Below are 19,489 nucleotides of genomic sequence, written 5' to 3'. Positions count from 1 at the left end.
GTAGGCGATCCGGACTTGAATAGGCGCCGGTCCTCGTTCTTAAAGGGGCCCGCCGCATCGGTCCCGTCTTGCACATCCGAATGACGCAAGCCTTTTGTACATATGCGTACGTCGATGTACAACAATGAACTCCGAGACGGAGCTGGCGCCCGCGGTGCAGTCGATCCTTGCGGCCGCGCGGGAGCGGTCGGGCGGCGACGGTCAGGTGGCCGTCGACGCGCGCTCGCTACCCGACGCGGTGGCCCGGGCCGAGGCCGACGGGCGAGTCCCGATCGTTGCGGAGGTGAAGCCGACGAGTCCGACGGCCGACGGAACTCGGGCGGACGACCCCGTGGAACTCGCACAAGCGATGGTCGACGGCGGCGCGGCGGCGATTTCCGTCCTTACGGAGCCGACCCACTTCGGCGGCTCGCCGGAGGCGCTGACTCGCGTCCGCCAGGCCGTCGACGTCCCCGTCCTGCGGAAGGACTTCGTCCTCGACGAGGACGGGATGGACGTCGTCGAGGCCGACCTGCTGCTGTTGATCGCCAGGTTCGTCGAGGATCTCGACGGCCTGATCGCCGCGGCTCGCGAGCGCGGGTTCCAGCCGCTGGTCGAGGTCCACGACCGCGCGGAACTCGAGGCCGCCGTCGAGGCGGGCGCGGACCTCATCGGCGTGAACAACCGCGACCTGGCACAGCTCGAGGTGGACCTCGAAACCTTCGAGTCGGTCGCTCCCCACGTACCCGATGACGTAACGCTGATCGCCGAGAGCGGGATCTCGTCGCCGGCCGACGTCCGGCAGATGCGCGAAGCCGGTGCCGACGCGTTGCTGGTCGGCAGCGCCATCATGGACCACGGCGCGGGCGATAGCGACGTGACCGAGAACACGCGGCGGCTCGCGCGGGCGGAAGCGGAGTCGGAGCCGCGATCGGAATCGACGGAGTGAGAGACGACATGAACGAGTACGACAACGACCACGACGGAGCGATTCAGACATGAGTACAGGCGAGCGCGACCGCGACGGCGAGAGCGACACCGGGCAGGCGGGCACGGGTACCTTCGGCGACTACGGTGGCCAGTACGTCCCCGAGGCGCTGATGCCGGCCCTGCAGGAACTCGAGGACGCCTACGAGCGGTACGTCCTCGAGAACGAGGACGGCTTCATGGACGAGTTCCGCGAGCGGATGCGGGACTTCGGCGGCCGGCCGACGCCGCTCCAGCGCGCCGACCGGCTGAGCGAACGCTACGACCGCGAAGTCTACCTCAAGCGCGAGGACCTGGTCCACGGCGGCGCGCACAAGTTGAACAACGCACTCGGCCAGGTCCTGCTGGCCAAGTACATGGGCAAGGAGCGGATCATCGCCGAGACCGGCGCCGGGCAACACGGCACCGCGACGGCGATGGCTGCGGCCCACCTCGATATGCCCTGTGAGATCTACATGGGCCGGACGGACGTCAACCGCCAGCGGCCGAACGTCTACCGGATGCGGATGAACGGGGCCGAGGTCAATCCCGTCGAGACCGGCAGCGGGACCCTGAAGGAGGCGATCAACGAGACGATGCGCGACTGGGCGACGACCGTCGAGCGGACGCACTACGTGATCGGCTCAGTCGTCGGCCCGCACCCGTTCCCGAAGCTGGTCCGGGACTTCCAGGCTGTCATCGGCCAGGAGGCCCGCGAACAGGTCCGCGAGCAGGCGGGTCGGCTTCCCGACAGCGTCGTCGCCTGCGCCGGCGGCGGTTCGAACACGATGGGGACGTTCCACGCCTTCGTTCCCGATGAAGAGGTCGACCTCGTCGCCGTGGAAGCCGGCGGCTCGAGTCTCGAGATCGACGAGGAAGAGGCCGTCGCGCCAAACTCCGCGACGCTCTCGACGGGGACCGACGGCGTCCTCCACGGCGCGATGACGAAACTCCTCCAGAGCACGGACGGCCAGATCGTCGAGTCCCACAGCGTCAGCGCGGGGCTGGACTACGCCGGCGTCGGGCCGGAGCTCTCGCATCTCGTCGAGACCGGTCGCGTGACACCGACGAGCGTCGACGACGAGGCCGCGCTCAACGGCTTCCACCGGCTCTCCAGACTCGAGGGGATCATCCCGGCGTTGGAGTCGAGCCACGCCCTGGGGTACTTGGAAGAAGCCCACGAGGACCTCGGCGACCTGGTCGTCGTCACCGTCTCCGGGCGCGGCGACAAGGACTTGGAGACCGTTCTCGAGGAGACCGAGAAACGCGACCTTGCGGCCGCGCCGGACGTGGAGGTGTTCGACTCGTGAGCGACGAATCGCGATCCGCCCCCGGCGAATACGACAGCGACGTCGAAGCGGCCGTCCGCGAGAACCACCCGGCGCTGATCACCTATATCACCGCCGGCGATCCGTCCCTCGCGGACACCAAGGAGTACGTCGAGGCCCTGGATCGGGGCGGCTCGGATCTGATCGAACTCGGCCTGCCGTTCTCGGAGCCGATCGCGGAGGGGCAGACGATTCAGGGGGCGATCAACCGCGCGCTCGAGGCCGGCACGACCCCCGAGGGGTTCTTCGAGTTGGTCGACGACCTCGAGACGGAGGCGCCGCTGCTGGTGATGACCTACTACAACATGATCCTCCAGTACGGTTCGGAACCCGACGTGCGGCCCTTTGTGGAACGGGCGGCCGACGCGGGCCTCTCGGGAATCATCGTCCCCGACCTCCCCGCCGAGGAGGCCGACCCGCTGCGTCGGGCCTGCGACGACAACGGGCTCGATCTCGTCTTCATCATCGCGCCGACGACCGAGGGCGAGCGCCTCGATGCTATCATGTCGCAGGTTTCGGGCTTCGCCTACGTCCAGGCCCGCCTCGGAACCACGGGCGCACGCGAAAACGTCTCGACCGCGACCCACGACAGCCTGGCGCGCCTCTCCGAGTACGACGTGCCCAAGGCGGTCGGCTTCGGCGTCAGCGAGGGCGACCACGCCGCCGAAATCGTCGAATCGGGCGCGGACGGCGTCATCGTCGGCAGCGCGCTCGTGGACATCATCGCTGAGCACGGCTCAGCGGGCACTGAAACGGAGTCTCAGAACATCGCTTCGAGCGACGACCCGAGCGACGCGGTCGACCGACTCGAGGCCAAGGCCCGCGAACTCAAGCGAGGCGCGCGCCGCGGCGCGGACTCTATCACGGTCGATACGGAAGATACACCGGAACCAGAACAGCCATAACCACAAGCTTGCTACAAACTCGCAATGACTACCACAGGCATCGACGCGCGACTCGACAGGATCGGTACAGACGGCTCCTACGTGATCGTCCCGATGGATCACGGGCTCACGATGGGCGCCGTCCAGGGGCTGAAAGACATCGAATCGACCATCGACGGCGTGACCAGCGGCGGCGCGGACGCAGTCCTCACGCAGAAGGGCGTCGCGCCCCGCGTCCACGACAATAAAAACGACCAGGGCTACATCGTCCACCTCAACGGCTCGACGACGATCGGGCCCGACGAGAGTGACAAACGGATGACCGGCACCGTCGAGGAGGCCGTCCGCGTCGGCGCCGACGCCGTCTCCTTCCACATCAACGTCGGCTCCGACCACGAACCCGACCAGATCACCCAGCTCTCCGAGGTCACCGCGGCGGCCGAACGGCTCGGCATGCCCGTGCTCGCGATGGCCTACGCCCGTGGCCCCGGCGTCGACCCCGAAGACCCCGAAGCGCTCGGGCACGCGGTCCGTCTCGCCGAGGAGGTCGGCGCCGACATCGTCAAGACGGGCTACAGCGGCGACGCCGAGAGCTTTCAGCACGTCGTCGAATCGACTCGCCTTCCGGTCGTCATCGCCGGCGGCTCGAAGGGCACCGACCGCCAGACGATCGAGATGGTCCGCGGCGTGATGGACGCCGGCGGCGCGGGCGTCTCGATGGGCCGGTCGATCTTCCAGCACGAGAACCCCGAGGCCATCGCGCGGGCGGTCGCCGGCGTCGTCCACGACGACCTCTCGACCGAGGACGCGCTCGCCGAAGCCGGCCTGGCGATCGAAGCCTGAGTTCCTGCTTTCCTGATTCTTCTTCGAAGCTCGCCACGTTCAGTGGCAGTGCGTATCCAGATACACGTCGCGATCGGTGTAGCTGGGCGATACCTCGACGGTCGCGTGATCGACGCCGTGGTGGGCGAGTTCGTCGTGGACGCGGTCAACCACCGACTCCGCTTCCGTCATCGTCTCGACGCCCGTTTCGAGGTGGACCGTCGCGACCGTGATCTGGCTGCAGATCTGCCAGGCGTGGAAGTCGTCGACCCGATCGACGCCGTCGAGCTCGCGGATGTGCCCGCGGATCTCGTCGCTCTCCAGGGGCGTCTTCAGGAAGAAGATCTCGCCGCTGCCGCGCAGGACTCTGACGGCCGACCAGGCCACGACGGCGGCGATCAGGGCCGCGGTGATCGGGTCGACGATCCGGTGCCCGGTCCACTCGACGACGAGCACGGAGACGATGACGGCGACGGAGCCGCCGGCGTCGCCCAGCAGGTGGTAGAACGCGCCCCGCTCGTTGAGACTCATCGCGTCGCCGTGGAGGACGGCGACCGAACCGACGTTGACCAGCAGGCCGCCCGTCGCGATCGCGAGCGTCGGAGCGGTGCCGATGGCGACGGGCTCGAGGAACCGGTGATACGACTCCCAGAGGATGAACCCGACCATCGGCAGAAGCAACAGTCCGTTGACGAACGCGGCGAACGGCTCGAGGCGGTGGAGACCGTACGTCCAGCGCTCGCCCTCGCCGTAGTGCTCGGCGACGTAGGCCGCCGCGAAGGCCATCACGTACGCTAGCGCGTCGAAGAGCATGTGGATGGCGTCGCTGATGAGCGCGACCGAACCGAACGCCAGGCCGCCGGCGAGTTCGACGACGAAGCCGACGACGTTGATGAGCGAGACCGCGGCGAGCTTGCGGCTGCTCGTGTTCCCGTCGCCGTGTCCGTGACCGTGGCTATGATCGTGTTCGTGCCCGTGACCGTGATCGTCGCGGGAGGGCGAGTCGTCGTGGGCGTGCGCCGACTCGTGGGGACTCATTAGTTCGATCTCGGAGGTACTCGCTTATTAATCCAGCTGCTATTAGACGCCGTATTATGCACCGTTCTTACTAACTATTCGCAGATTAGTTACTAACAACGGGCGGGAGCGCGTCGCCGCCGTCGTTCGCACCCGGCTCCCGCGGGTCGAACAGTTATCCTCCCGTCCGTCATAGGCTGCGTCCGTGTCACGGCCGACCATCACGACGCAACCGCTCGAGCGGACCGATACGGGACACTACTCCGAATTCCTCTACGACGACGGATCGAACGACGAGGTGCTGGTCTGTGCCGCACACGGCGGGCGGGTCGAACCGGGAACAGCCGAGCAGGCGCTCGAACTCGCGACCCGGCTGTCCGACGCCAGCTGTTGGGCGTGTCTCGGCTACCACGAAGACGGCGAGGAGTTCGACCTGTGGCACCCGCCCTCCTCGGCGATCGGTCCGGACGAGTACCCGCTGCTCGAGACGATCGCCGATCGGGGCTTCGAGACCGTGATCAGCCTGCACGGGCTCGCCGGCGATCGGGTCGTCGTCGGCGGCGGGATCGACCTCGCAGTCAAACGCTGCGTCAGCGATCGACTCGACGCGGCGGTCACGCCCCCGGTCGAGGCGGTTTCGGACGGACCGTACGCCGGTGCCAGCCCGAACAACTTCGTCAACTGGCTCGCGCGGGGCGATCGGGGCGGGCTACAACTCGAGCAGAGCCTTGTCGTTCGCGAGGACGAACGCGACCGGGTCGTCGCGGCGCTCGAAGCACTGATCGAGGACGGAGACGGATTCCGCCGTTCGTCATAGAGCCGTCCGGCCCACCGGGTCGACGGTCCCCCATCGGCGGAATCGAAAGCCCTTCGGTCCCCGTTTGCGTTCCATCGGCCCGTACGTGACCGACGGCGAACGACTGACGCTCGCGGACGAGATCCTCGCCCGCGCGCGGATCCACGCCCGCGAGGTCGTCGACGAGTACGACCTAGCTGTCGACCTCGCCGCCCTCGAGTGGACTGTTTCGAAACGCGCGAAGCGCCGCGCCGGCGCGTGTCGCTGGGACGCCGCCCGCGAGACGGCGACGATTGTGCTCGCCAGGCGAGCCTACGAGCGCTACGAGTGGCCGGCGTTCGCCGGGATCGTCCGCCACGAACTCGTCCACGCCTGGGAGTTCCAGCGCTTCGGCGAGTCCGGCCACGGCGCGCGCTTCCGCGAGGCGGCCGCGCGGCTGGACGCGCCGCGCCACTGCGAGGAGTTCGCGGACCCGCGGTACGTCCTCCGGTGTCTCGGGGCCGACTGCGACTGGACCGCAAAGCGCCACCGCGCCTCGAAGCCGGTGAAAGCGCCCGATCGGTACCGCTGTGGCGCCTGCGGCGGCTCCTACGAGGTCGAGCACGCGGCCAGCGGGCGGATCTGGACGACCGCGAGCGGCTACGGCGGCGCGAAGGCGGCGCTCGGCGACGACTGGTAGCGCCGCCGTCGTCTCGACCACGGAACACTTATTCACCTCTCGATACCCCGTTCAGATATGGGAATTCTCGACTTGATGTTGGGCCGGTCCGGAACCGGCGATCAGGGCGTCGAGGGGCAGTCGTACGCGCTGCCGAAGGAGACCCACGACTTCGTCTACCCCGTCGCGGTCCGGCGCGAGGAGGTCGAGGCCGTCGCCGAGTTGCTCGACGCGGAGGCCGACGCGCCGTCGATCGAAGAGCAGACGGACGACCTCCAAGCGGTCTTCGACGGACTGGGCGAGGAGGCGGCCGTCGACGTCGACGCCGAGGAGTTGGCCGAGCGCATGCAACAGCCCCGCCGCGCGATCGAGCCCGTGATCGAGGACTGGCGAGAGCGACTCGACCGCGATGTCGGCGTGGTCTACGTCCGGTCGGGAGTCACCGAGAACCTGGCGGCGTTCGTCAAGCTCTGCAAGCGACGGGGAGAGGACGAGAACGACCCGTTCGAACTGCCCGAGAGCGTCCCGAACGCGGCGGCGCTACTCAAGCGCCTCTCGGAGGGGACCGACACCCAGTACCAGGCGGTCGTTCACATGGATCTGCTGCCGAACGACCGGTAGCGATCGACGCGGCTCAGACGACCGTCTCGAACGCCTCGAGCGACGCGAGTTCGTAGGTCGGCTCGTGCTCGCGGGGGCCGTCGCGGCCGGTGTCGAGCCAGGCGGAGTCCAGACCCATCGCGTTGGCGCCCGCGACGTCGGCGTGCAGCGAGTCGCCGACGTGGATCGCTGCATCCGGCGCGACGTCGAGTTCGGCGAGCGCGTACTCGAAGGGAGCCGCGTCCGGCTTCGGGTAGATCCCGGCGCTGGGGTCGGTGAACACCCGCACGTCGAACGCGTCCTCGATCCCCAGCGACCGGAGCTTCTGCGTCTGTGTCTTCCGGCCGCCGTTCGTGATCAGGCCGACGCGACCCCGGTCGCGGGCGTGGTCGAGCGCGGCTCGCGCGCCTGGTCGGAACTGCACCGCGGTCGGGTCCTGCAACTCGAGGTACTCCGCGGCAAGGTCCGGCGCGACGTCGGACTCGACGCCGGCGCGGCGCGCGACTTCGGCGAAGAGGTGTTCGTAGAACTCCCGATCCGTCTCGGCGGTCGGCAGATCGGGCACCGCGGCTCGCAGATCCGCGGGCGTACAGAACCGCTCGCGGCCGGTGTGGTCGAACGTCGCGTCGAGCAGGTCGGCGGCGTCCTGGGTGGGCTCGCAGAGAGTCCGATCGAGATCGAAACAGATCGCGTCGTAGACAGCCATCTGCTCGCTCGTAGGTGCGGCGGCGCCCTCAACGTTTCGCCGAGTCGAACCTCTTCTGGTCGTCGTTTCAACTAGACTCCCTTATCGCCCGTGTATGTTAATTCAGACACACATAAGTTAGCTATTTGGAGGATATCTGATAAAATATTTGTCCTCCTATATGTGTCTAATTTGTATGGTCTCTCGGCGAAACCTACTCACCTCGATAGCGACCCTCACTAGCGCAACCCTCGCGGGTTGCTCTACCTTCCTTGAAGAGGAGTCCGACCGTCACTACGCTAATATGTATAATGGCGCCGAGAAACCACACGACTTCGTGGTCACCGTAACTAACAAGGCTGGAGAGACAATCTTCGACCACGAATACGAGCTTGGTGCCCGATCAGCCGACGAGAACAGGATCATTGACGGTACTCCGAGAGAGGTTACCGTTACCATCGACGATACCAACCCTGTACAGTTCCCGTGGGCACCTCGGGATGGTGTCGGTACCTATCCCGAGGATGGTTGTTCAGAAGGGACGTCAGCGAGTCTGGTCATCTATTACCAAATGGCGACAGAAGAGGAAATAACACCGATCTACGGCTGCGCGACAGTTCGAGACCAGTAATTTGGTCAGTCAGAAGATCAACGAAGCCATATTGAATCCATATCAGCACTATACCCTCGCTATCGGCTGATCTGCTGGAAAGGTCTTACGTGATCGCCCAGTCACTGCTCGTCTTCTCGCGTAGGCGTTGCAATATAGTAACAACTGAAACGATTTACACACCGATCGCACGTCTGTCATGCGATCGGGTGTGCATTGACTTTCAGTGGCTACTATAGTCGGCGATAAGGGCCGCGCTATTCATTTTCTGCTAAAATATCCGTACTATCATTACTGTCGCTACTGTTCAGAGTATCGGAACGTTCGATCGGTCGTGAGAGTCGGAACGGGCTGCCGATCGACCCGTACGGCGGTTCGACGCCCGCCGGTATCGAATCGATCACCTGTCGCCCCTGCCCGATCCGCCACGTTCAAGCCGGTTCCCTTCGAGGGTCGATTTATGACGCGAGCTGTCTGGGTAAAAGCCGACGACGCAGTCGGCGACTGGGACGACCGCCGGGAGCGGATCACCGCCGCGCTCGAAGCGGGCGCAGACTGGGTACTGGTCGACGAAGACGACGTGGAACGCGTCCGCGAACTCGGCGATATCAACGTCGCGGCGTTCCGGACCGACGGGGACGTGACCCTCGTCGACGACGCCGAAGACGAGGACGGCGACCCGCCCGCGCAGGCGGATTCGGTCGTCGTCGGCAAGGCCGGCGAGGGCGACGCGACGATCGAACTGCCCGAGGACTTCTCGGGCTCGGCGGACCTCTCGACGCTGCGCCGCGACGGCGACTTCGACCGTGGCGCGTACGTCCGCATCCTCGGCAAGGAGTACGAACGCTTCGCCGAAGCGGCCGCCGAGGAGGCCGAGCACACGATCGTCGTCGGCGAGGACTGGACGATCATCCCGCTCGAGAACCTGATCGCGCGCATCGGCGAGGAGACCGACCTGATCGCCGGCGTCACCAGCGCCGAGGAGGCCAAGACGGCCTTCGAAACCCTCGAGATCGGCGCCGACGCCGTCCTGCTCGACTCGGACGACCCCGACGAGATCCGCGAGACCGTCGAGGTTCGCGACGAGGCCGAGCGCGAGACCCTCGACCTGGAGTACGCCGAGGTGCTCGACGTCGAGCGGGCCGGCAGCGCCGACCGAGTCTGCGTCGACACCGGCAACCTGCTCGAACACGACGAGGGGATGCTCGTCGGCTCGATGAGCCGCGGCCTGGTCTTCGTCCACGCCGAGACCGCCGAGTCGCCGTACGTCGCCTCCCGCCCCTTCCGGGTCAACGCAGGCGCGGTCCACGCCTACGTCCGCACGCCCGACGGCGGCACGAAGTACCTCTCGGAGCTTCAGAGCGGCGACGAGGTTCAGGTCATCGACACCGACGGCAATACCCGCGAGGCCATCGTCGGCCGGGTCAAGATCGAACAGCGGCCGATGTTCCGGATCGGCCTGGAGACCGACGACGGCGACCGCATCGAGACGCTGCTCCAGAACGCCGAGACGATCAAGGTCGCCTCCTCGGAGGGTCGTAAGGCGGTCACGGACCTCGAATCCGGCGACGAGATCCTGCTGTACTCCGAGGACACGGCCCGCCACTTCGGCGAGCCCGTCGAGGAGAGCATCATCGAGAAATAACCGGTTTCGACGTCTTCTCGCTTCACCGACACAGTTAATTGCTAGCATCCACCACAGCCGACGGGCCGTTCGACCGCGATCGACCGACCATCTCCCAGTCCCGGTGACAGTCACCGCATCATGCACCGAGTCACGGCCTAACGCCCAATTTTTCACGGGTTTCCGGAGAACGAACGACCAACCTCTATGGTGGTTGCTAGCATCAATATACGCGTGCTATGAGCGTCACTCGAGAGCAAGTCAAAGCGGTCGAGCTGCCCGAATTCGCGGTGACGCTGCGCAACGCCGGCCTGGCGGGCGCAGGGGGCGCCGGATTTCCGACCTACGCGAAGTGGGAACGCCTCGAGGCGGTCGACTCGCTGTTGGTGAACCACCAGGAGAGCGAACCGAACTACTACATGGACAAGTGGCTGGGACGTGCGCGCACCGAAGAGTTAGTCGCGCTGTTCGAGGGGCTGCTCGATCGCGCGTTCGACCGGATCGTCGTCGGCGCCAAGCGGTCCAACCGCGAGGAGTGGCTGGGAGAGTTGGAGGCGGCGACCGACGCGACGATCTACGAGCCGGCCGACCTCCCGGTCGGCGAGGCCGAGACGGGGCTCGTCATCGCCTACACCGAAGACAAGTACGAATTCGGGATGGAGAGCGTCCTCATGCGGCTCGTCGCGGGCGAGGTGATTCGGGGCGATGATCTCCCGATGGACTACGGCTGGATCGTCCAGAACACCGAGACGCTCTACAACGTCTACCGCGCGCTCGTCGAGGACGAACCGGTGACCCGGAAGTTCGTCCACGTCGACGGCCGGGTCCCCACCCACCGCTTCCTCGAGGTGCCGATCGGAACGCCCGCCACGGACCTCCTCGAGGCGGCGGGTCGAACCGACGGGCTCGCCGGGAACGAGGTCATCCTCGACGGCGGCCCGGGGTGGTGCTTCGAGATCCAGCGGCCGCCCGAGGAGTTCGGCGTTCGCAAGCGGACGAACTGTTTGCTCGTCCTGGACGACTCAGTCGTCGCGGACAATCGTCTCGGGAGCGGCGGCCGCGTCAACGTCCTCGCGTCCGCGGCCTGGAAGCAGTCCGTTCACGAGACCGAACCGACCGAGACGCTCGTTCCGGATCGCGTCGAAGTACCCCTGATCACGAACCCCGCGTTCGAGGGCCTGGTGGTTCCCAGCGAGCCGATCGTCCGTCCCGGCGACGAGGTCGAGACGAACGAGATGATCGCCAGGCCGGCCGACGGGATCAGCATCGCACAGCACGCGCCGATCGACGGGACGGTCACCGAGATCGGCGATCGGTCGATCACGATCGAGCGAGCGGACGCGGGCGCGGATGCCGCCGCGCGCGCAGCCGAGGACGAATCCGATGCGGACCGGATCTACTGGGCCCGCTGTGCCGAGTGCGGGCGGTCGTTGCCGGAGACGCAGCTCACGGCCGTCGAGCCGACCGGGTTTGTCTGTTCCCGGTGTCGCTGATCGCCGACTGCCGCCGGCGCCGCCGGCAGCCGGAGCCGCCGCTCGCCGATTGACGTCGACGACGGGTCGTCCGTCGGCGGCGTTCCAGTCGGTTACCGCCGACACGGTCGGACGGCCGTCGACCGGAGCCAGGCGGACGGGTTTCGGCGATCGCAGATGATCGTCCCGTCGCCGTCCGCGTAGCTCACGTACCGCTCGAATTCGTCGCTCGCTCCCGAGAGCTGTTCGCCGCGGTCGTCGTGATAGGTGCTGGTATCGTCCGTTCGCATCGAAGTACTCCCGTCGATCGCGGCCGTCGCTCGCAGCCGACGGGTTGCATCTCACGTCTCGCGGCCGCGGGTCGCGGGCCACGGGCCGTGCCAGGCGATCGACGTCGCTGTCCGCGATATCCGACGCGCGATGAAAAGGGTCCCGGCAAAGTAGTACTAGCGTGGTTATATCGCGCGATCGAGTAGCCGCGCCCCGCGGGGCCGTGATTTACGGACGAACGGGGCCGTCGTCGGCCGTCTCGGGGTCGGGGTCGAGCCGCGTCGTACACCAGTGGCAGAACTCGAGTTCCTCGTCGATTTCCTTCCCGCAGTGCGGGCACGTCGCGCCGTCGTCGTCGGTCCCGCCTGGCGGGAAGCCGAGCGCGCGGAAGGTCGCGTCGATCGCGGCGAACAGGGCGATAAACGAGAGGAAGAACTGCGTCATCTGGCCGGTTTCCTCGGTCATGACGGTCGCGTACTTGGAGAGGTCGCCGGAGCTCGTGATCGGGCCGAGGGCCGCGACCTGATCGATCGGCAGGAGGATCGCGCTCGCCGCGAGGAAGAGGCCGGCAAAGCCGACGGCGCGGAGCCAGTCCCGAACGAGGGCGTGTCCCGCGCCGGGCATGAGAACCGAGAGGCCGGCAGCGAGGAGCGCACGGAGCCATGTCATTGTACGTGGAGATGGTAGGGGATCCCCACCCTTAACGTTCCGATTTCGATTGTTTTTCAGCTTGCAGCAAAGACGGCTGCCGAATCGGCCGTCTCCGGTAACACGTTCCCGTTCGTCGAACGCGAGCGGATCAGTCGAGACTCCCGATCAGGCCCGCGAGCGTCTCGAGATCGTACTGGCCTGGCGCGGTCGCGTCGTCGGGGTCGACGGGCGCGTAGCCGATCTTCGAACCGTACACCGGCGCGACCGCGCGCGTGTGGCGTCCGACGTCGCCCATCGCCATCGTCGCGACGGCGTCGCCGTGGGCAGTCAGCTGTTCGGTCGCCGAGAGCAACGCGAGGGTATCGGCTTTCGATTCGGCCGTGACAGCCACCTTCGCGACGTCGGCGTGCTTGCCGGCCTCGGTCAGCGTGCGGACCAGCTCGTTTCGTGGCGGGGTCCCCTCGAAGTCGTGGGCCGACGCGACGATCGAGACGTCGCGTGCGGTCTCGAGTAGCTCGTCGGCCTCGTCCGCGAGGATCGACTCGAGTTCGACGTCGATCGCTTCGACGCCGTCGACGGTGGTCGCCTCGGCTAGCGCCTCGAGCCGGCCGTCGTCGCTCGCCTCGCCGCCCTCCCACTCGGCGCGGTTGGTCGCGAGGATCGGCACCTCGCCGTCGTAGTCCTCGAGCGCGGCGAGCGGTTCGTCGGCCAGGTCCATTCGGAACTCGATCGCGTCGGCGTGCTCGCGAGCGACGGGATCGGCTGCGTCCGCGAGATCCGCCGTCGACGCTGCGAGGACGAAGGAATCGAACTGCAGGCTCATCGTGCTCAACTGCGGACGAGAACGGCAAAAACGGTGTCGTTCCGCCGACCGGCGAGCGACGAAGCGAAGATGCGGCGAGACGGTTACGCCAGGCCGATCGTGTCCTCGGCTTCGAGGAGTTCGTGGTAGCGGTTCCGGATCGTCACTTCGGAGATGTCGGCGACGTCGGAGACGGCGGCCTGGGTGGTCTTTTCGTTGGTCAGCAGGGCGGCGGCGTAGACCGCGGCGGCCGCGAGGCCGACCGGCGACTTCCCGGAGTGGACGCCTTTCTCCTTGGCGTTCTGGAGCAGCGAGCGCGCGCGGTGTTCGGCCTCGTCGGAGAGCTCCAGGCCCGAGGCGAAGCGGGGGACGTAGCTCTCGGGGTCGGCGGGCTGGACTTCGAGGCCGAGTTCGCGGACCACGTAGCGGTAGGTGCGCGCGATCTCGTTTTTCTCGACGCGGGAGACGTCCGCGATCTCGTCTAAGCTGCGGGGGACGCCCGCCTGGCGGGCGGCGGCGTAGACGCAGGCCGTCGAGACGCCCTCGATGGAGCGTCCGGGCAGGAGGTCTTCGTCGAGCGCACGCCGGTAGATGACAGAGGCGGTCTCGCGGACGTTGTTGGGGAGGCCGAGCGCGGAGGCCATCCGGTCGATCTCACCCAGGGCCTGCTTGAGGTTGCGCTCCTTGGAGTCGCGGGTACGGAAGCGCTCGTTCCACTTGCGCAGGCGCTGCATCTTCTCGCGCTGGCGCGAGCCCAGCGAGTTGCCGTAGGCGTCCTTGTTGCGCCAGTCGATGTTCGTCGACAGCCCCTTGTCGTGCATCGTGTTCGTGGTCGGGGCGCCGACGCGGGACTTCTCGTTTTTCTCGGCGGCGTCGAACGCGCGCCACTCGGGGCCGCGGTCGACCGAGTCCTCTTCGACGACCAGGCCGCAGTCCTCGCAGACGGTCTCGCCGTGTTCGTCGTCGACGACGAGGTTGCCCGCACACTCGGGGCAAACGAGATCCTGGTCTTGCGTCTCGGTTTCGGTCTCCTGTTCGCTCGTTTCGTGTTCGCTACGTCGTACTCTCGTGTTCGATGGTGCGTTAGTCATGCGATGGCGAGTGCTCCCGGCCGAACCGATCGCAAAAGCCCGGGCGGATCGTTACCTTCCACGTTCAGACACTCGAGGTTTAATGGTTTCGAAATCTCGGCCAGATCCCCAGCGAAACCGGATAATTCGAGGAAAAGAGCATGATGAAGAGTAACATTCAAGCAGGGAAGGAGTTCCGAAGCGGAGCCTCCAACTACACCCCGTTCGAACGGGTGGTATGAAACTCGCAGTCGGGAGCACGAACCCGGTCAAGGTCGACGCGGTCGAGCGGACGCTCGCAAGATACGAGCCGACCGTCACCGCGGTCAACGTCGACTCCGGCGTCAGCGAACAGCCCTGGTCGATCGAGGAGACCGTCACCGGCGCGGAGAACCGCGCCCGCCGTGCGCTCGCCGCAGCCGACGCCGACTACGGCGTCGGCCTCGAAGGCGGGGTTGCCCGGCTGGACGGGACACCTGGCCTCTCGCTGATCATGTGGGCTGCCGTCACCGACGGCGAGCGAGTGGGACGGGGCGGCGGGCCGACGCTGCGGCTTCCCGACGGGGTCGCGGCGCGACTCGACGACGGTGCGGAGCTGGGACCGGTGATGGACGACCTGCTCGGAACCGAGAACGTCGCCGAGTCGGACGGCGCCGCCGGCGCGCTCACGGACGGGCTGACCGACCGCGCGGATGCGCTCGGCGAAGCGGTCGCCTGCGCGTTCGGACCGTTCGTAACACCGTATTACGACGTCGACGCGTGACCGTCACCGGCGTCGACGCATCCGCACCGCTCCCCGCTGGTCGGACCCGCCGATCGGCTCCCGTCGGCCGGTAACGATCACGAACAAACGACAGTCCGCACCCGGGATGTTTTAACCGGACGTACCAACGAAACCTTTCCGTCCGATTATTCGCCGATTACTCCCCGGTGAAATCGCACGACTGCGGTCGGTTAACCGCGCGTACCAAACCCCCTAAGGCCGTTCCTGTCATCCCGTTGTGTATGAGCACTGCAATGGCGCCCGACCTCACGAGCAAACAACAGCGGATTCTGGAGTACCTCCGGGAGAACGCGGCGACCAAGACGTACTTCAAGTCCCGCCTCATCGGCAAGGAGCTCGGAATGACGGCGAAAGAGGTCGGCTCGAACATCACCGCACTCCAGGAGGGAGATTATAACGTGGAGATCGAAAAATGGGGTTACTCCTCCAGCACCACCTGGAAAGTCGATATTTAAGCCCGGCACGTCGCCAGCTCTCGCTTCTCTCTCCGTATTTTACCGATCGTTCCGAGAGTCACGCGCGACGCCGAACCTCTTTTACCCGCGACGTACGATTTCGTGTCGAATGACGCCGGTACTGTTCGACATGGACGGGATCATCCTCGACGGACCTCGGACCGATCCGCAGGTGTACGCAGACGCCGGTGACGCCGCGCTCGCCGAGCTCGGCGCCGACCCGACGCCCGCCCAGCGACGCGATTTCAGGCGCCACGACTACGAACGGATTAGAGCGCACTGCGCGGACCTCGGGATCGATCCCGCGCGGTTCTGGGAACTGAAGGAGACGTACGCCTCGAACGGCACCCACGACCGGCTCCGCTCGGGCGAGCGCGGGACGTACGACGATATCGATGCGATTCACGAACTCGGCGATCGGACGTCGATCGGCCTTGTCACCAACAACCGCCACGAGACCGCCGAATTCGTCGCCGATCACTTCGGGTTCGATTTCGCGGTCGTCCGCGGCCGTGATCCCACGTTCGAAGGCTACGAGCGCCGCAAGCCCGCCCCCTACTACATCGAGGACGCGCTCGACACGCTCGGCGTCAGCGAGGGGCTTTACGTCGGCGACTCGGCGAAAGACGTCACCGCCGGTCGGGCGGCCGGGCTGGAGACCGCGTACGTCCGACGACCCCACAACCGCGACCGCGACCGACCGGCGGGCGCGACCTACGAACTCGAGTCACTGATCGAGCTACTGGATATCGTCGACGGAGCGAACGCATAAGCGCAAACTGTCGAACCGAAGTAACAGCGTCTTACCTCGGCGTAAGCATCTTCGTACTGCGTTTCATCCGCGATACTCGAGGAACCGATCCGCGTTCCGGGCGAGTTCTCGCGCCCGGTCGCCAAAGGAGTCAGCGTGGCGGACGACCAGAACGAGCACCGTCTCCGGACGTTCGACCGCGTAGCCGTCGTCGCGGGAGAGCAGCCCCGCATCCTCGAGTTCGCCGGCGTACTTGCTCACCGTCGGCGGCGAGACGTCCAGCGCGTCGGCCAGGTTGCCCGCGGTCGCGTCCGGGTTCAAGAGGAGTTCGATCAGCATTCCGCGAGGCGTCTCCCGCCGGAGGTAGCCCAGCGCGCGTTTCTCGAACTCGTCGAATCGGCCGGCCGTGACGAACCGCTTGTAGTCGCCATCGCGGTAGCGCTCGATCGCGTCGACGTCCTCGAGCCGGCGCAGGTGGTGTTGGGTCTCGCCGGTTCCGAGCTGGAGATCGTCGCGAATCTTGGAGAAGTGTGCGCCAGGCGTCGTGGAGAGATACCCCGCGATCGCGTCGCGGGCGTCGCTTTCACCCGTATCAGCCGCTGCTGAATCGGAGCGCCCGACCAGTGGAGAGGCGGCTCCGAGGGCAGCGAATCGGCGCAGGGTCGCTCGTTTCTCGTCGTCGACCCCATCGGGCGATGTCATATCTACGTACCGTCCAGAACGGGGCGACCGGTAAAACAGGTTTCGCTCCGCTTTGTTCACCGAAAATTATCAGTTAGCTCTTTTATAGATAATTATTCTGTTATTTAGTCACTCCTCAGACTCGTCGGTCGGCACGTCGGTGCCGCCGTCGGTCTGGCCCTGGAAGTCCTGATCCATCTCCTCGATGACCTCGTCGGGATCGGTGATGGTCGACGGGTCCTCGCCTTCCTTGATCGCCTGGGCCTCCTGTTCCATCGCTTCGACGTCCATCTCGGCCTCCTGATCGATCTCGCCGATGATCTCGGAGATGTCGTCCAGACCGATCAGTTCGCGGGTCTCCTCGTCGAACTCGAGGGCCTCGAGTTCCGTCCCGTCCTTCTCGACGTCACTGCCGGAGAGGTGCTTGCCGTAGCGGCCGACCAGGGAGGACAGTTCCTGGGGCAGGACGAACGTCGTGGACTCGCCCTGACCGATCTCGGAGAGTGTCTCCATGCCCTTGTCGATGACCGCGCGCTCACCCATCGATTCCGCGGAGCGGGCCCGCAGCACGGTCGAAATCGCGTCACCCTGGGCTTCGAGGATCTGGCTCTGCTTCTCACCCTGGGCGCGGATGATCTCGCTTTGCTTGTCACCCTCGGCCTTCTCGACGGCGCTGCGCCGTTCACCCTGGGCTTCCAGAATCATCGCGCGGCGTTTCCGCTCGGCGGAGGTCTGTTGCTCCATCGCGCGCTGGACGTCCTTCGAGGGGTTGACCTCGCGGACCTCGACGCTCTCGACGCGGATCCCCCACTCGTCGGTGGGTTCGTCGAGTTCCTGGCGGATGCGGGCGTTGATCTCCTGGCGCTTGTTCAGCGTGTCGTCGAGTTCCATGTCGCCCAGCACGGCCCGGAGGGTGGTCTGGGCGAGGTTGGAGACGGCGCGCTTGTAGTCGTCGACCTCCAGAAACGCCTTCTTGGCGTCCATCACCTTGATGTAGACGACGGCGTCGGCCGTGACGGGCGAGTTGTCTCGGGTGATGGCTTCTTGCCGGGGGACGTCTAACGTCTGCGTTCGCATGTCGAACCGGTAGGTGTTCGAGACGAACGGGGGGACGAAGTTGATCCCCGGTTCGAGGAGCTTTCGGTACTCCCCGAAGACGGTCAAGGCGCGCTTCTCGTACGCGTCGACGATCTCGATCGCGCTTAACAGCGCAGCGACGACGACGACGAGTACGAGAGCACCGACGAACAGCAACGCACCGCCGGTCTGCATCGGGATCAGTGGTGGCACCATATTTCGCCGTTACGCCGGTGGACAGAAAAGCGTTCCCTTATTTCGGCTACATGTGTTCTTCAATAGCACACCTGCGGCTATCGCGACTTCTCCGTTTCCGTCTCGGCGTCGGCGTCGGTTTCGCTTCCGCTTTCGGACGACACGTTCCCGCCCTCGTCGTCCGGGTCGGTCTCGGCCGTCTCTCGTGCGAGCGCGCGGTCGATCTCGTCCTCGCCGAGCGCGTCGAGCGATTCGACCGTGAGCACGTTTCCGCCGCCCGGATCGATGACGATGATCTCCTCGCCCTCCTCGATGGTCCCACTCGTGGACCGTGCGCTGTAGTAGGGCGCGAACCCGCCCTCGTCGAGTTTGACCTCGCCGCTGCGGGTCGTGACGGGCTCGGTGACGTAGCCCGTCGCCCCAGCCAACGAGTTCGAATCCGACGTCTGGGCGGTCCCCTTCCCGCCGTAGAAGTCGAACTCCCGGTAGACGTAGGCCGCGGCGAGTCCGATGACGAGCGTCAGTCCCGCCAGTACGAGCACGTTCGCCGCGGGCGGGAAGAGCATCCCGACGAGGCCGGCCCCGACCAGTGCGATCCCGATGACGATGAGATGCGCCCCCGGCGAAACGGCTTCGAGCACCATCAACGCGAGTCCCACTACCAGCAGCAACAACGGCACGTTCCCCACGAGGGATTCGACCATATACGGAGGTTAGGCCTTCTCCCGATTAAATGTTTACCGCGTTTCAAGAGTGATTTTTACCCTCGCGACGAGGTTCCGGTTCGCCGATCCTGATTCACCAGGCGAACTCAGGCGTCGAGTCGACGCCCCGCGACCCGTGTGGTCGTCCGGCCGATCACCCCATCGGAATCATCACCAGGCGAACGAGCACGAGCACCATCGCGACCGCGCCCAGAAGGACGAACAGCGCGTTCTCGAGGTCCGGGTCGCCCGGTTCGATCGGCGTCGAACTGTCCTCGGGGACGTATTCGCCTTCGGTCCCGGTCTCGTCCGTCTCGTCCGAGTCGTCGTCCCGCGAGCCGGAGAGATCGATCGGGATGCGATTGCGATCACCGTCATCGTCGCGGTCGTCGCGCACGCTCCACTCGTCCTCGCCGGTGTCGGTGCCGCTCGCGCCGGGGCCGCTCGCGTCGGTCGCCGTCTCGATATTCGAATCCGTCGACGACTCGCGCCACGGGTCCTCGGTGTCGTCGCCGCTCCCGGGCGACTCGTCAGTCATAGTGGGTCGTAGTAGTCCCGCCGTCAAAAAGCCGTGGTCCGTGGTCCCCGGGCGTCGGCCGCCGTCCGAC

Annotated in this window: 23 protein-coding genes; 13 read left to right on the top strand and 10 right to left on the bottom strand. The window is 66.2% G+C overall.

Features of this window, described 5'->3' with window-relative positions; translation table 11 throughout:
• Positions 1-124 precede the first annotated feature (124 nt).
• From trpC to BMY29_RS14865, 4 genes are read left to right on the top strand one after another with little or no spacing between them, the layout of a single operon-like run.
• Positions 125-928 carry an indole-3-glycerol phosphate synthase gene (gene trpC / locus BMY29_RS14880; RefSeq protein ID WP_049989692.1) on the top strand — a complete coding sequence of 268 codons (804 nt, stop codon included), beginning with the start codon at positions 125-127 and terminating at the stop codon, positions 926-928.
• A 49-nt stretch (positions 929-977) separates the two neighbouring features.
• Positions 978-2,255, top strand: coding sequence for a tryptophan synthase subunit beta (trpB, locus tag BMY29_RS14875; RefSeq protein WP_049989691.1), 1,278 nt, complete (start codon positions 978-980; stop codon positions 2,253-2,255).
• A complete protein-coding gene (trpA, locus tag BMY29_RS14870; RefSeq protein ID WP_049989690.1) occupies positions 2,252-3,178 on the top strand; it encodes a tryptophan synthase subunit alpha in 927 nt (308 codons plus the stop codon). The genes trpB and trpA overlap by 4 nt, the downstream gene beginning before the upstream one ends.
• 24 nt (positions 3,179-3,202) lie before the next feature.
• A complete protein-coding gene (locus tag BMY29_RS14865; RefSeq protein ID WP_049989689.1) occupies positions 3,203-4,000 on the top strand; it encodes a 2-amino-3,7-dideoxy-D-threo-hept-6-ulosonate synthase in 798 nt (265 codons plus the stop codon).
• Between the two features lie 39 nt (positions 4,001-4,039).
• Here the strand turns inward: BMY29_RS14865 and BMY29_RS14860 are convergent, their stop codons facing one another.
• Positions 4,040-5,017, bottom strand: a complete 978-nt coding sequence (locus tag BMY29_RS14860; protein WP_049989688.1) for a cation diffusion facilitator family transporter — start codon at positions 5,015-5,017, stop codon at positions 4,040-4,042.
• Between the two features lie 184 nt (positions 5,018-5,201).
• On the opposite strand from BMY29_RS14860, the gene BMY29_RS14855 reads away from it, so the two are divergent.
• From BMY29_RS14855 to BMY29_RS14845, 3 genes are all read left to right on the top strand, one after another.
• The gene (locus BMY29_RS14855) at positions 5,202-5,813 is read left to right on the top strand and encodes a poly-gamma-glutamate hydrolase family protein (RefSeq protein ID WP_049989687.1); all 612 of its coding nucleotides are present in this window, start codon (positions 5,202-5,204) and stop codon (positions 5,811-5,813) included.
• 85 nt (positions 5,814-5,898) lie between these two features.
• Positions 5,899-6,471: a SprT family zinc-dependent metalloprotease gene (locus tag BMY29_RS14850; RefSeq protein ID WP_049989766.1), complete on the top strand. Its 573-nt coding sequence runs from the start codon at positions 5,899-5,901 to the stop codon at positions 6,469-6,471.
• Between the two features lie 57 nt (positions 6,472-6,528).
• Positions 6,529-7,071 (top strand): hypothetical protein, encoded by a 543-nt coding sequence (locus tag BMY29_RS14845; protein ID WP_049989686.1) that lies wholly within the window; start codon positions 6,529-6,531, stop codon positions 7,069-7,071.
• Between the two features lie 13 nt (positions 7,072-7,084).
• Here BMY29_RS14845 and BMY29_RS14840 read toward each other — a convergent pair whose 3' ends face one another.
• Positions 7,085-7,756, bottom strand: coding sequence for an HAD family hydrolase (locus BMY29_RS14840; RefSeq protein ID WP_049989685.1), 672 nt, complete (start codon positions 7,754-7,756; stop codon positions 7,085-7,087).
• Positions 7,757-7,931: 175 nt separating this feature from the next.
• Here BMY29_RS14840 and BMY29_RS14835 point away from each other — a divergent pair, with 175 nt between their 5' ends.
• From BMY29_RS14835 to BMY29_RS14825, 3 genes are all read left to right on the top strand, one after another.
• Entirely contained in the window at positions 7,932-8,366 is a 435-nt protein-coding gene (locus BMY29_RS14835; RefSeq protein WP_143067718.1) for a hypothetical protein, read from the top strand.
• Positions 8,367-8,805: 439 nt separating this feature from the next.
• Positions 8,806-9,990, top strand: a complete 1,185-nt coding sequence (locus BMY29_RS14830; RefSeq protein WP_049989683.1) for a 3-dehydroquinate synthase II — start codon at positions 8,806-8,808, stop codon at positions 9,988-9,990.
• Between the two features lie 218 nt (positions 9,991-10,208).
• Positions 10,209-11,462 (top strand): NADH dehydrogenase, encoded by a 1,254-nt coding sequence (locus BMY29_RS14825; protein ID WP_049989682.1) that lies wholly within the window; start codon positions 10,209-10,211, stop codon positions 11,460-11,462.
• Positions 11,463-11,554: 92 nt separating this feature from the next.
• Here the strand turns inward: BMY29_RS14825 and BMY29_RS21180 are convergent, their stop codons facing one another.
• The 4 genes from BMY29_RS21180 to BMY29_RS14810 all read right to left on the bottom strand — a co-directional run bounded on the left by BMY29_RS21180 (position 11,555) and on the right by BMY29_RS14810 (position 14,255).
• Positions 11,555-11,731: a DUF7331 family protein gene (locus BMY29_RS21180; protein ID WP_173424889.1), complete on the bottom strand. Its 177-nt coding sequence runs from the start codon at positions 11,729-11,731 to the stop codon at positions 11,555-11,557.
• A gap of 208 nt (positions 11,732-11,939) precedes the next feature.
• Positions 11,940-12,380, bottom strand: coding sequence for a zinc ribbon domain-containing protein (locus tag BMY29_RS14820; protein ID WP_049989681.1), 441 nt, complete (start codon positions 12,378-12,380; stop codon positions 11,940-11,942).
• 130 nt (positions 12,381-12,510) lie between these two features.
• Positions 12,511-13,185, bottom strand: a complete 675-nt coding sequence (locus tag BMY29_RS14815) for a type I 3-dehydroquinate dehydratase (protein ID WP_049989680.1) — start codon at positions 13,183-13,185, stop codon at positions 12,511-12,513.
• A gap of 83 nt (positions 13,186-13,268) precedes the next feature.
• On the bottom strand, positions 13,269-14,255 hold the full coding sequence (locus tag BMY29_RS14810; RefSeq protein ID WP_049989679.1) for a transcription initiation factor IIB: 987 nt from the start codon (positions 14,253-14,255) through the stop codon (positions 13,269-13,271).
• A 217-nt stretch (positions 14,256-14,472) separates the two neighbouring features.
• On the opposite strand from BMY29_RS14810, the gene yjjX reads away from it, so the two are divergent.
• The 3 genes from yjjX to BMY29_RS14795 all read left to right on the top strand — a co-directional run bounded on the left by yjjX (position 14,473) and on the right by BMY29_RS14795 (position 16,245).
• Positions 14,473-14,997, top strand: a complete 525-nt coding sequence (gene yjjX, locus BMY29_RS14805; protein WP_049989678.1) for an inosine/xanthosine triphosphatase — start codon at positions 14,473-14,475, stop codon at positions 14,995-14,997.
• Between the two features lie 254 nt (positions 14,998-15,251).
• On the top strand, positions 15,252-15,473 hold the full coding sequence (locus tag BMY29_RS14800) for a DUF7123 family protein (RefSeq protein WP_049989677.1): 222 nt from the start codon (positions 15,252-15,254) through the stop codon (positions 15,471-15,473).
• Positions 15,474-15,582: 109 nt separating this feature from the next.
• Positions 15,583-16,245: an HAD family hydrolase gene (locus BMY29_RS14795; RefSeq protein ID WP_049989676.1), complete on the top strand. Its 663-nt coding sequence runs from the start codon at positions 15,583-15,585 to the stop codon at positions 16,243-16,245.
• A gap of 63 nt (positions 16,246-16,308) precedes the next feature.
• Here BMY29_RS14795 and BMY29_RS14790 read toward each other — a convergent pair whose 3' ends face one another.
• From BMY29_RS14790 to BMY29_RS14775, 4 genes are all read right to left on the bottom strand, one after another.
• Positions 16,309-16,926 carry a winged helix-turn-helix transcriptional regulator gene (locus tag BMY29_RS14790; RefSeq protein ID WP_049989675.1) on the bottom strand — a complete coding sequence of 206 codons (618 nt, stop codon included), beginning with the start codon at positions 16,924-16,926 and terminating at the stop codon, positions 16,309-16,311.
• A gap of 108 nt (positions 16,927-17,034) precedes the next feature.
• Positions 17,035-18,198, bottom strand: coding sequence for an SPFH domain-containing protein (locus tag BMY29_RS14785; protein WP_049989674.1), 1,164 nt, complete (start codon positions 18,196-18,198; stop codon positions 17,035-17,037).
• 77 nt (positions 18,199-18,275) lie between these two features.
• Complete coding sequence (locus BMY29_RS14780; RefSeq protein WP_049989673.1) at positions 18,276-18,881, bottom strand: NfeD family protein; 606 nt, start codon at positions 18,879-18,881, stop codon at positions 18,276-18,278.
• A gap of 154 nt (positions 18,882-19,035) precedes the next feature.
• Positions 19,036-19,419, bottom strand: a complete 384-nt coding sequence (locus BMY29_RS14775) for a DUF7312 domain-containing protein (RefSeq protein WP_049989672.1) — start codon at positions 19,417-19,419, stop codon at positions 19,036-19,038.
• Between the last annotated feature and the right edge of the window lie 70 nt (positions 19,420-19,489).

This window comes from Natrinema salifodinae, assembly GCF_900110455.1.
GTDB classification, from domain to species: domain Archaea; phylum Halobacteriota; class Halobacteria; order Halobacteriales; family Natrialbaceae; genus Natrinema; species Natrinema salifodinae.
The sequence above is the reverse complement of the archived record's forward strand: the minus strand, read 5'-3'. Positions and strand labels throughout refer to the sequence as shown.

Bases quoted from the DNA above. Each gene is read 5' to 3' on its own strand.
- trpC (WP_049989692.1), top strand. From the start codon at position 125: ATGAACTCCGAGACGGAGCTGGCGCCCGCGGTGCAGTCGATCCTTGCG.
- trpB (WP_049989691.1), top strand. From the start codon at position 978: ATGAGTACAGGCGAGCGCGACCGCGACGGCGAGAGCGACACCGGGCAG.
- BMY29_RS14865 (WP_049989689.1), top strand. From the start codon at position 3,203: ATGACTACCACAGGCATCGACGCGCGACTCGACAGGATCGGTACAGAC.
- BMY29_RS14860 (WP_049989688.1), bottom strand. From the start codon at position 5,017: ATGAGTCCCCACGAGTCGGCGCACGCCCACGACGACTCGCCCTCCCGC.
- BMY29_RS14845 (WP_049989686.1), top strand. From the start codon at position 6,529: ATGGGAATTCTCGACTTGATGTTGGGCCGGTCCGGAACCGGCGATCAG.
- BMY29_RS14840 (WP_049989685.1), bottom strand. From the start codon at position 7,756: ATGGCTGTCTACGACGCGATCTGTTTCGATCTCGATCGGACTCTCTGC.
- BMY29_RS14835 (WP_143067718.1), top strand. From the start codon at position 7,932: ATGGTCTCTCGGCGAAACCTACTCACCTCGATAGCGACCCTCACTAGC.
- BMY29_RS14830 (WP_049989683.1), top strand. From the start codon at position 8,806: ATGACGCGAGCTGTCTGGGTAAAAGCCGACGACGCAGTCGGCGACTGG.
- BMY29_RS14825 (WP_049989682.1), top strand. From the start codon at position 10,209: ATGAGCGTCACTCGAGAGCAAGTCAAAGCGGTCGAGCTGCCCGAATTC.
- BMY29_RS21180 (WP_173424889.1), bottom strand. From the start codon at position 11,731: ATGCGAACGGACGATACCAGCACCTATCACGACGACCGCGGCGAACAG.
- BMY29_RS14820 (WP_049989681.1), bottom strand. From the start codon at position 12,380: ATGACATGGCTCCGTGCGCTCCTCGCTGCCGGCCTCTCGGTTCTCATG.
- BMY29_RS14815 (WP_049989680.1), bottom strand. From the start codon at position 13,185: ATGAGCCTGCAGTTCGATTCCTTCGTCCTCGCAGCGTCGACGGCGGAT.
- BMY29_RS14810 (WP_049989679.1), bottom strand. From the start codon at position 14,255: ATGACTAACGCACCATCGAACACGAGAGTACGACGTAGCGAACACGAA.
- yjjX (WP_049989678.1), top strand. From the start codon at position 14,473: ATGAAACTCGCAGTCGGGAGCACGAACCCGGTCAAGGTCGACGCGGTC.
- BMY29_RS14800 (WP_049989677.1), top strand. From the start codon at position 15,252: ATGGCGCCCGACCTCACGAGCAAACAACAGCGGATTCTGGAGTACCTC.
- BMY29_RS14795 (WP_049989676.1), top strand. From the start codon at position 15,583: ATGACGCCGGTACTGTTCGACATGGACGGGATCATCCTCGACGGACCT.
- BMY29_RS14790 (WP_049989675.1), bottom strand. From the start codon at position 16,926: ATGACATCGCCCGATGGGGTCGACGACGAGAAACGAGCGACCCTGCGC.
- BMY29_RS14785 (WP_049989674.1), bottom strand. From the start codon at position 18,198: ATGGTGCCACCACTGATCCCGATGCAGACCGGCGGTGCGTTGCTGTTC.
- BMY29_RS14780 (WP_049989673.1), bottom strand. From the start codon at position 18,881: ATGGTCGAATCCCTCGTGGGGAACGTGCCGTTGTTGCTGCTGGTAGTG.
- BMY29_RS14775 (WP_049989672.1), bottom strand. From the start codon at position 19,419: ATGACTGACGAGTCGCCCGGGAGCGGCGACGACACCGAGGACCCGTGG.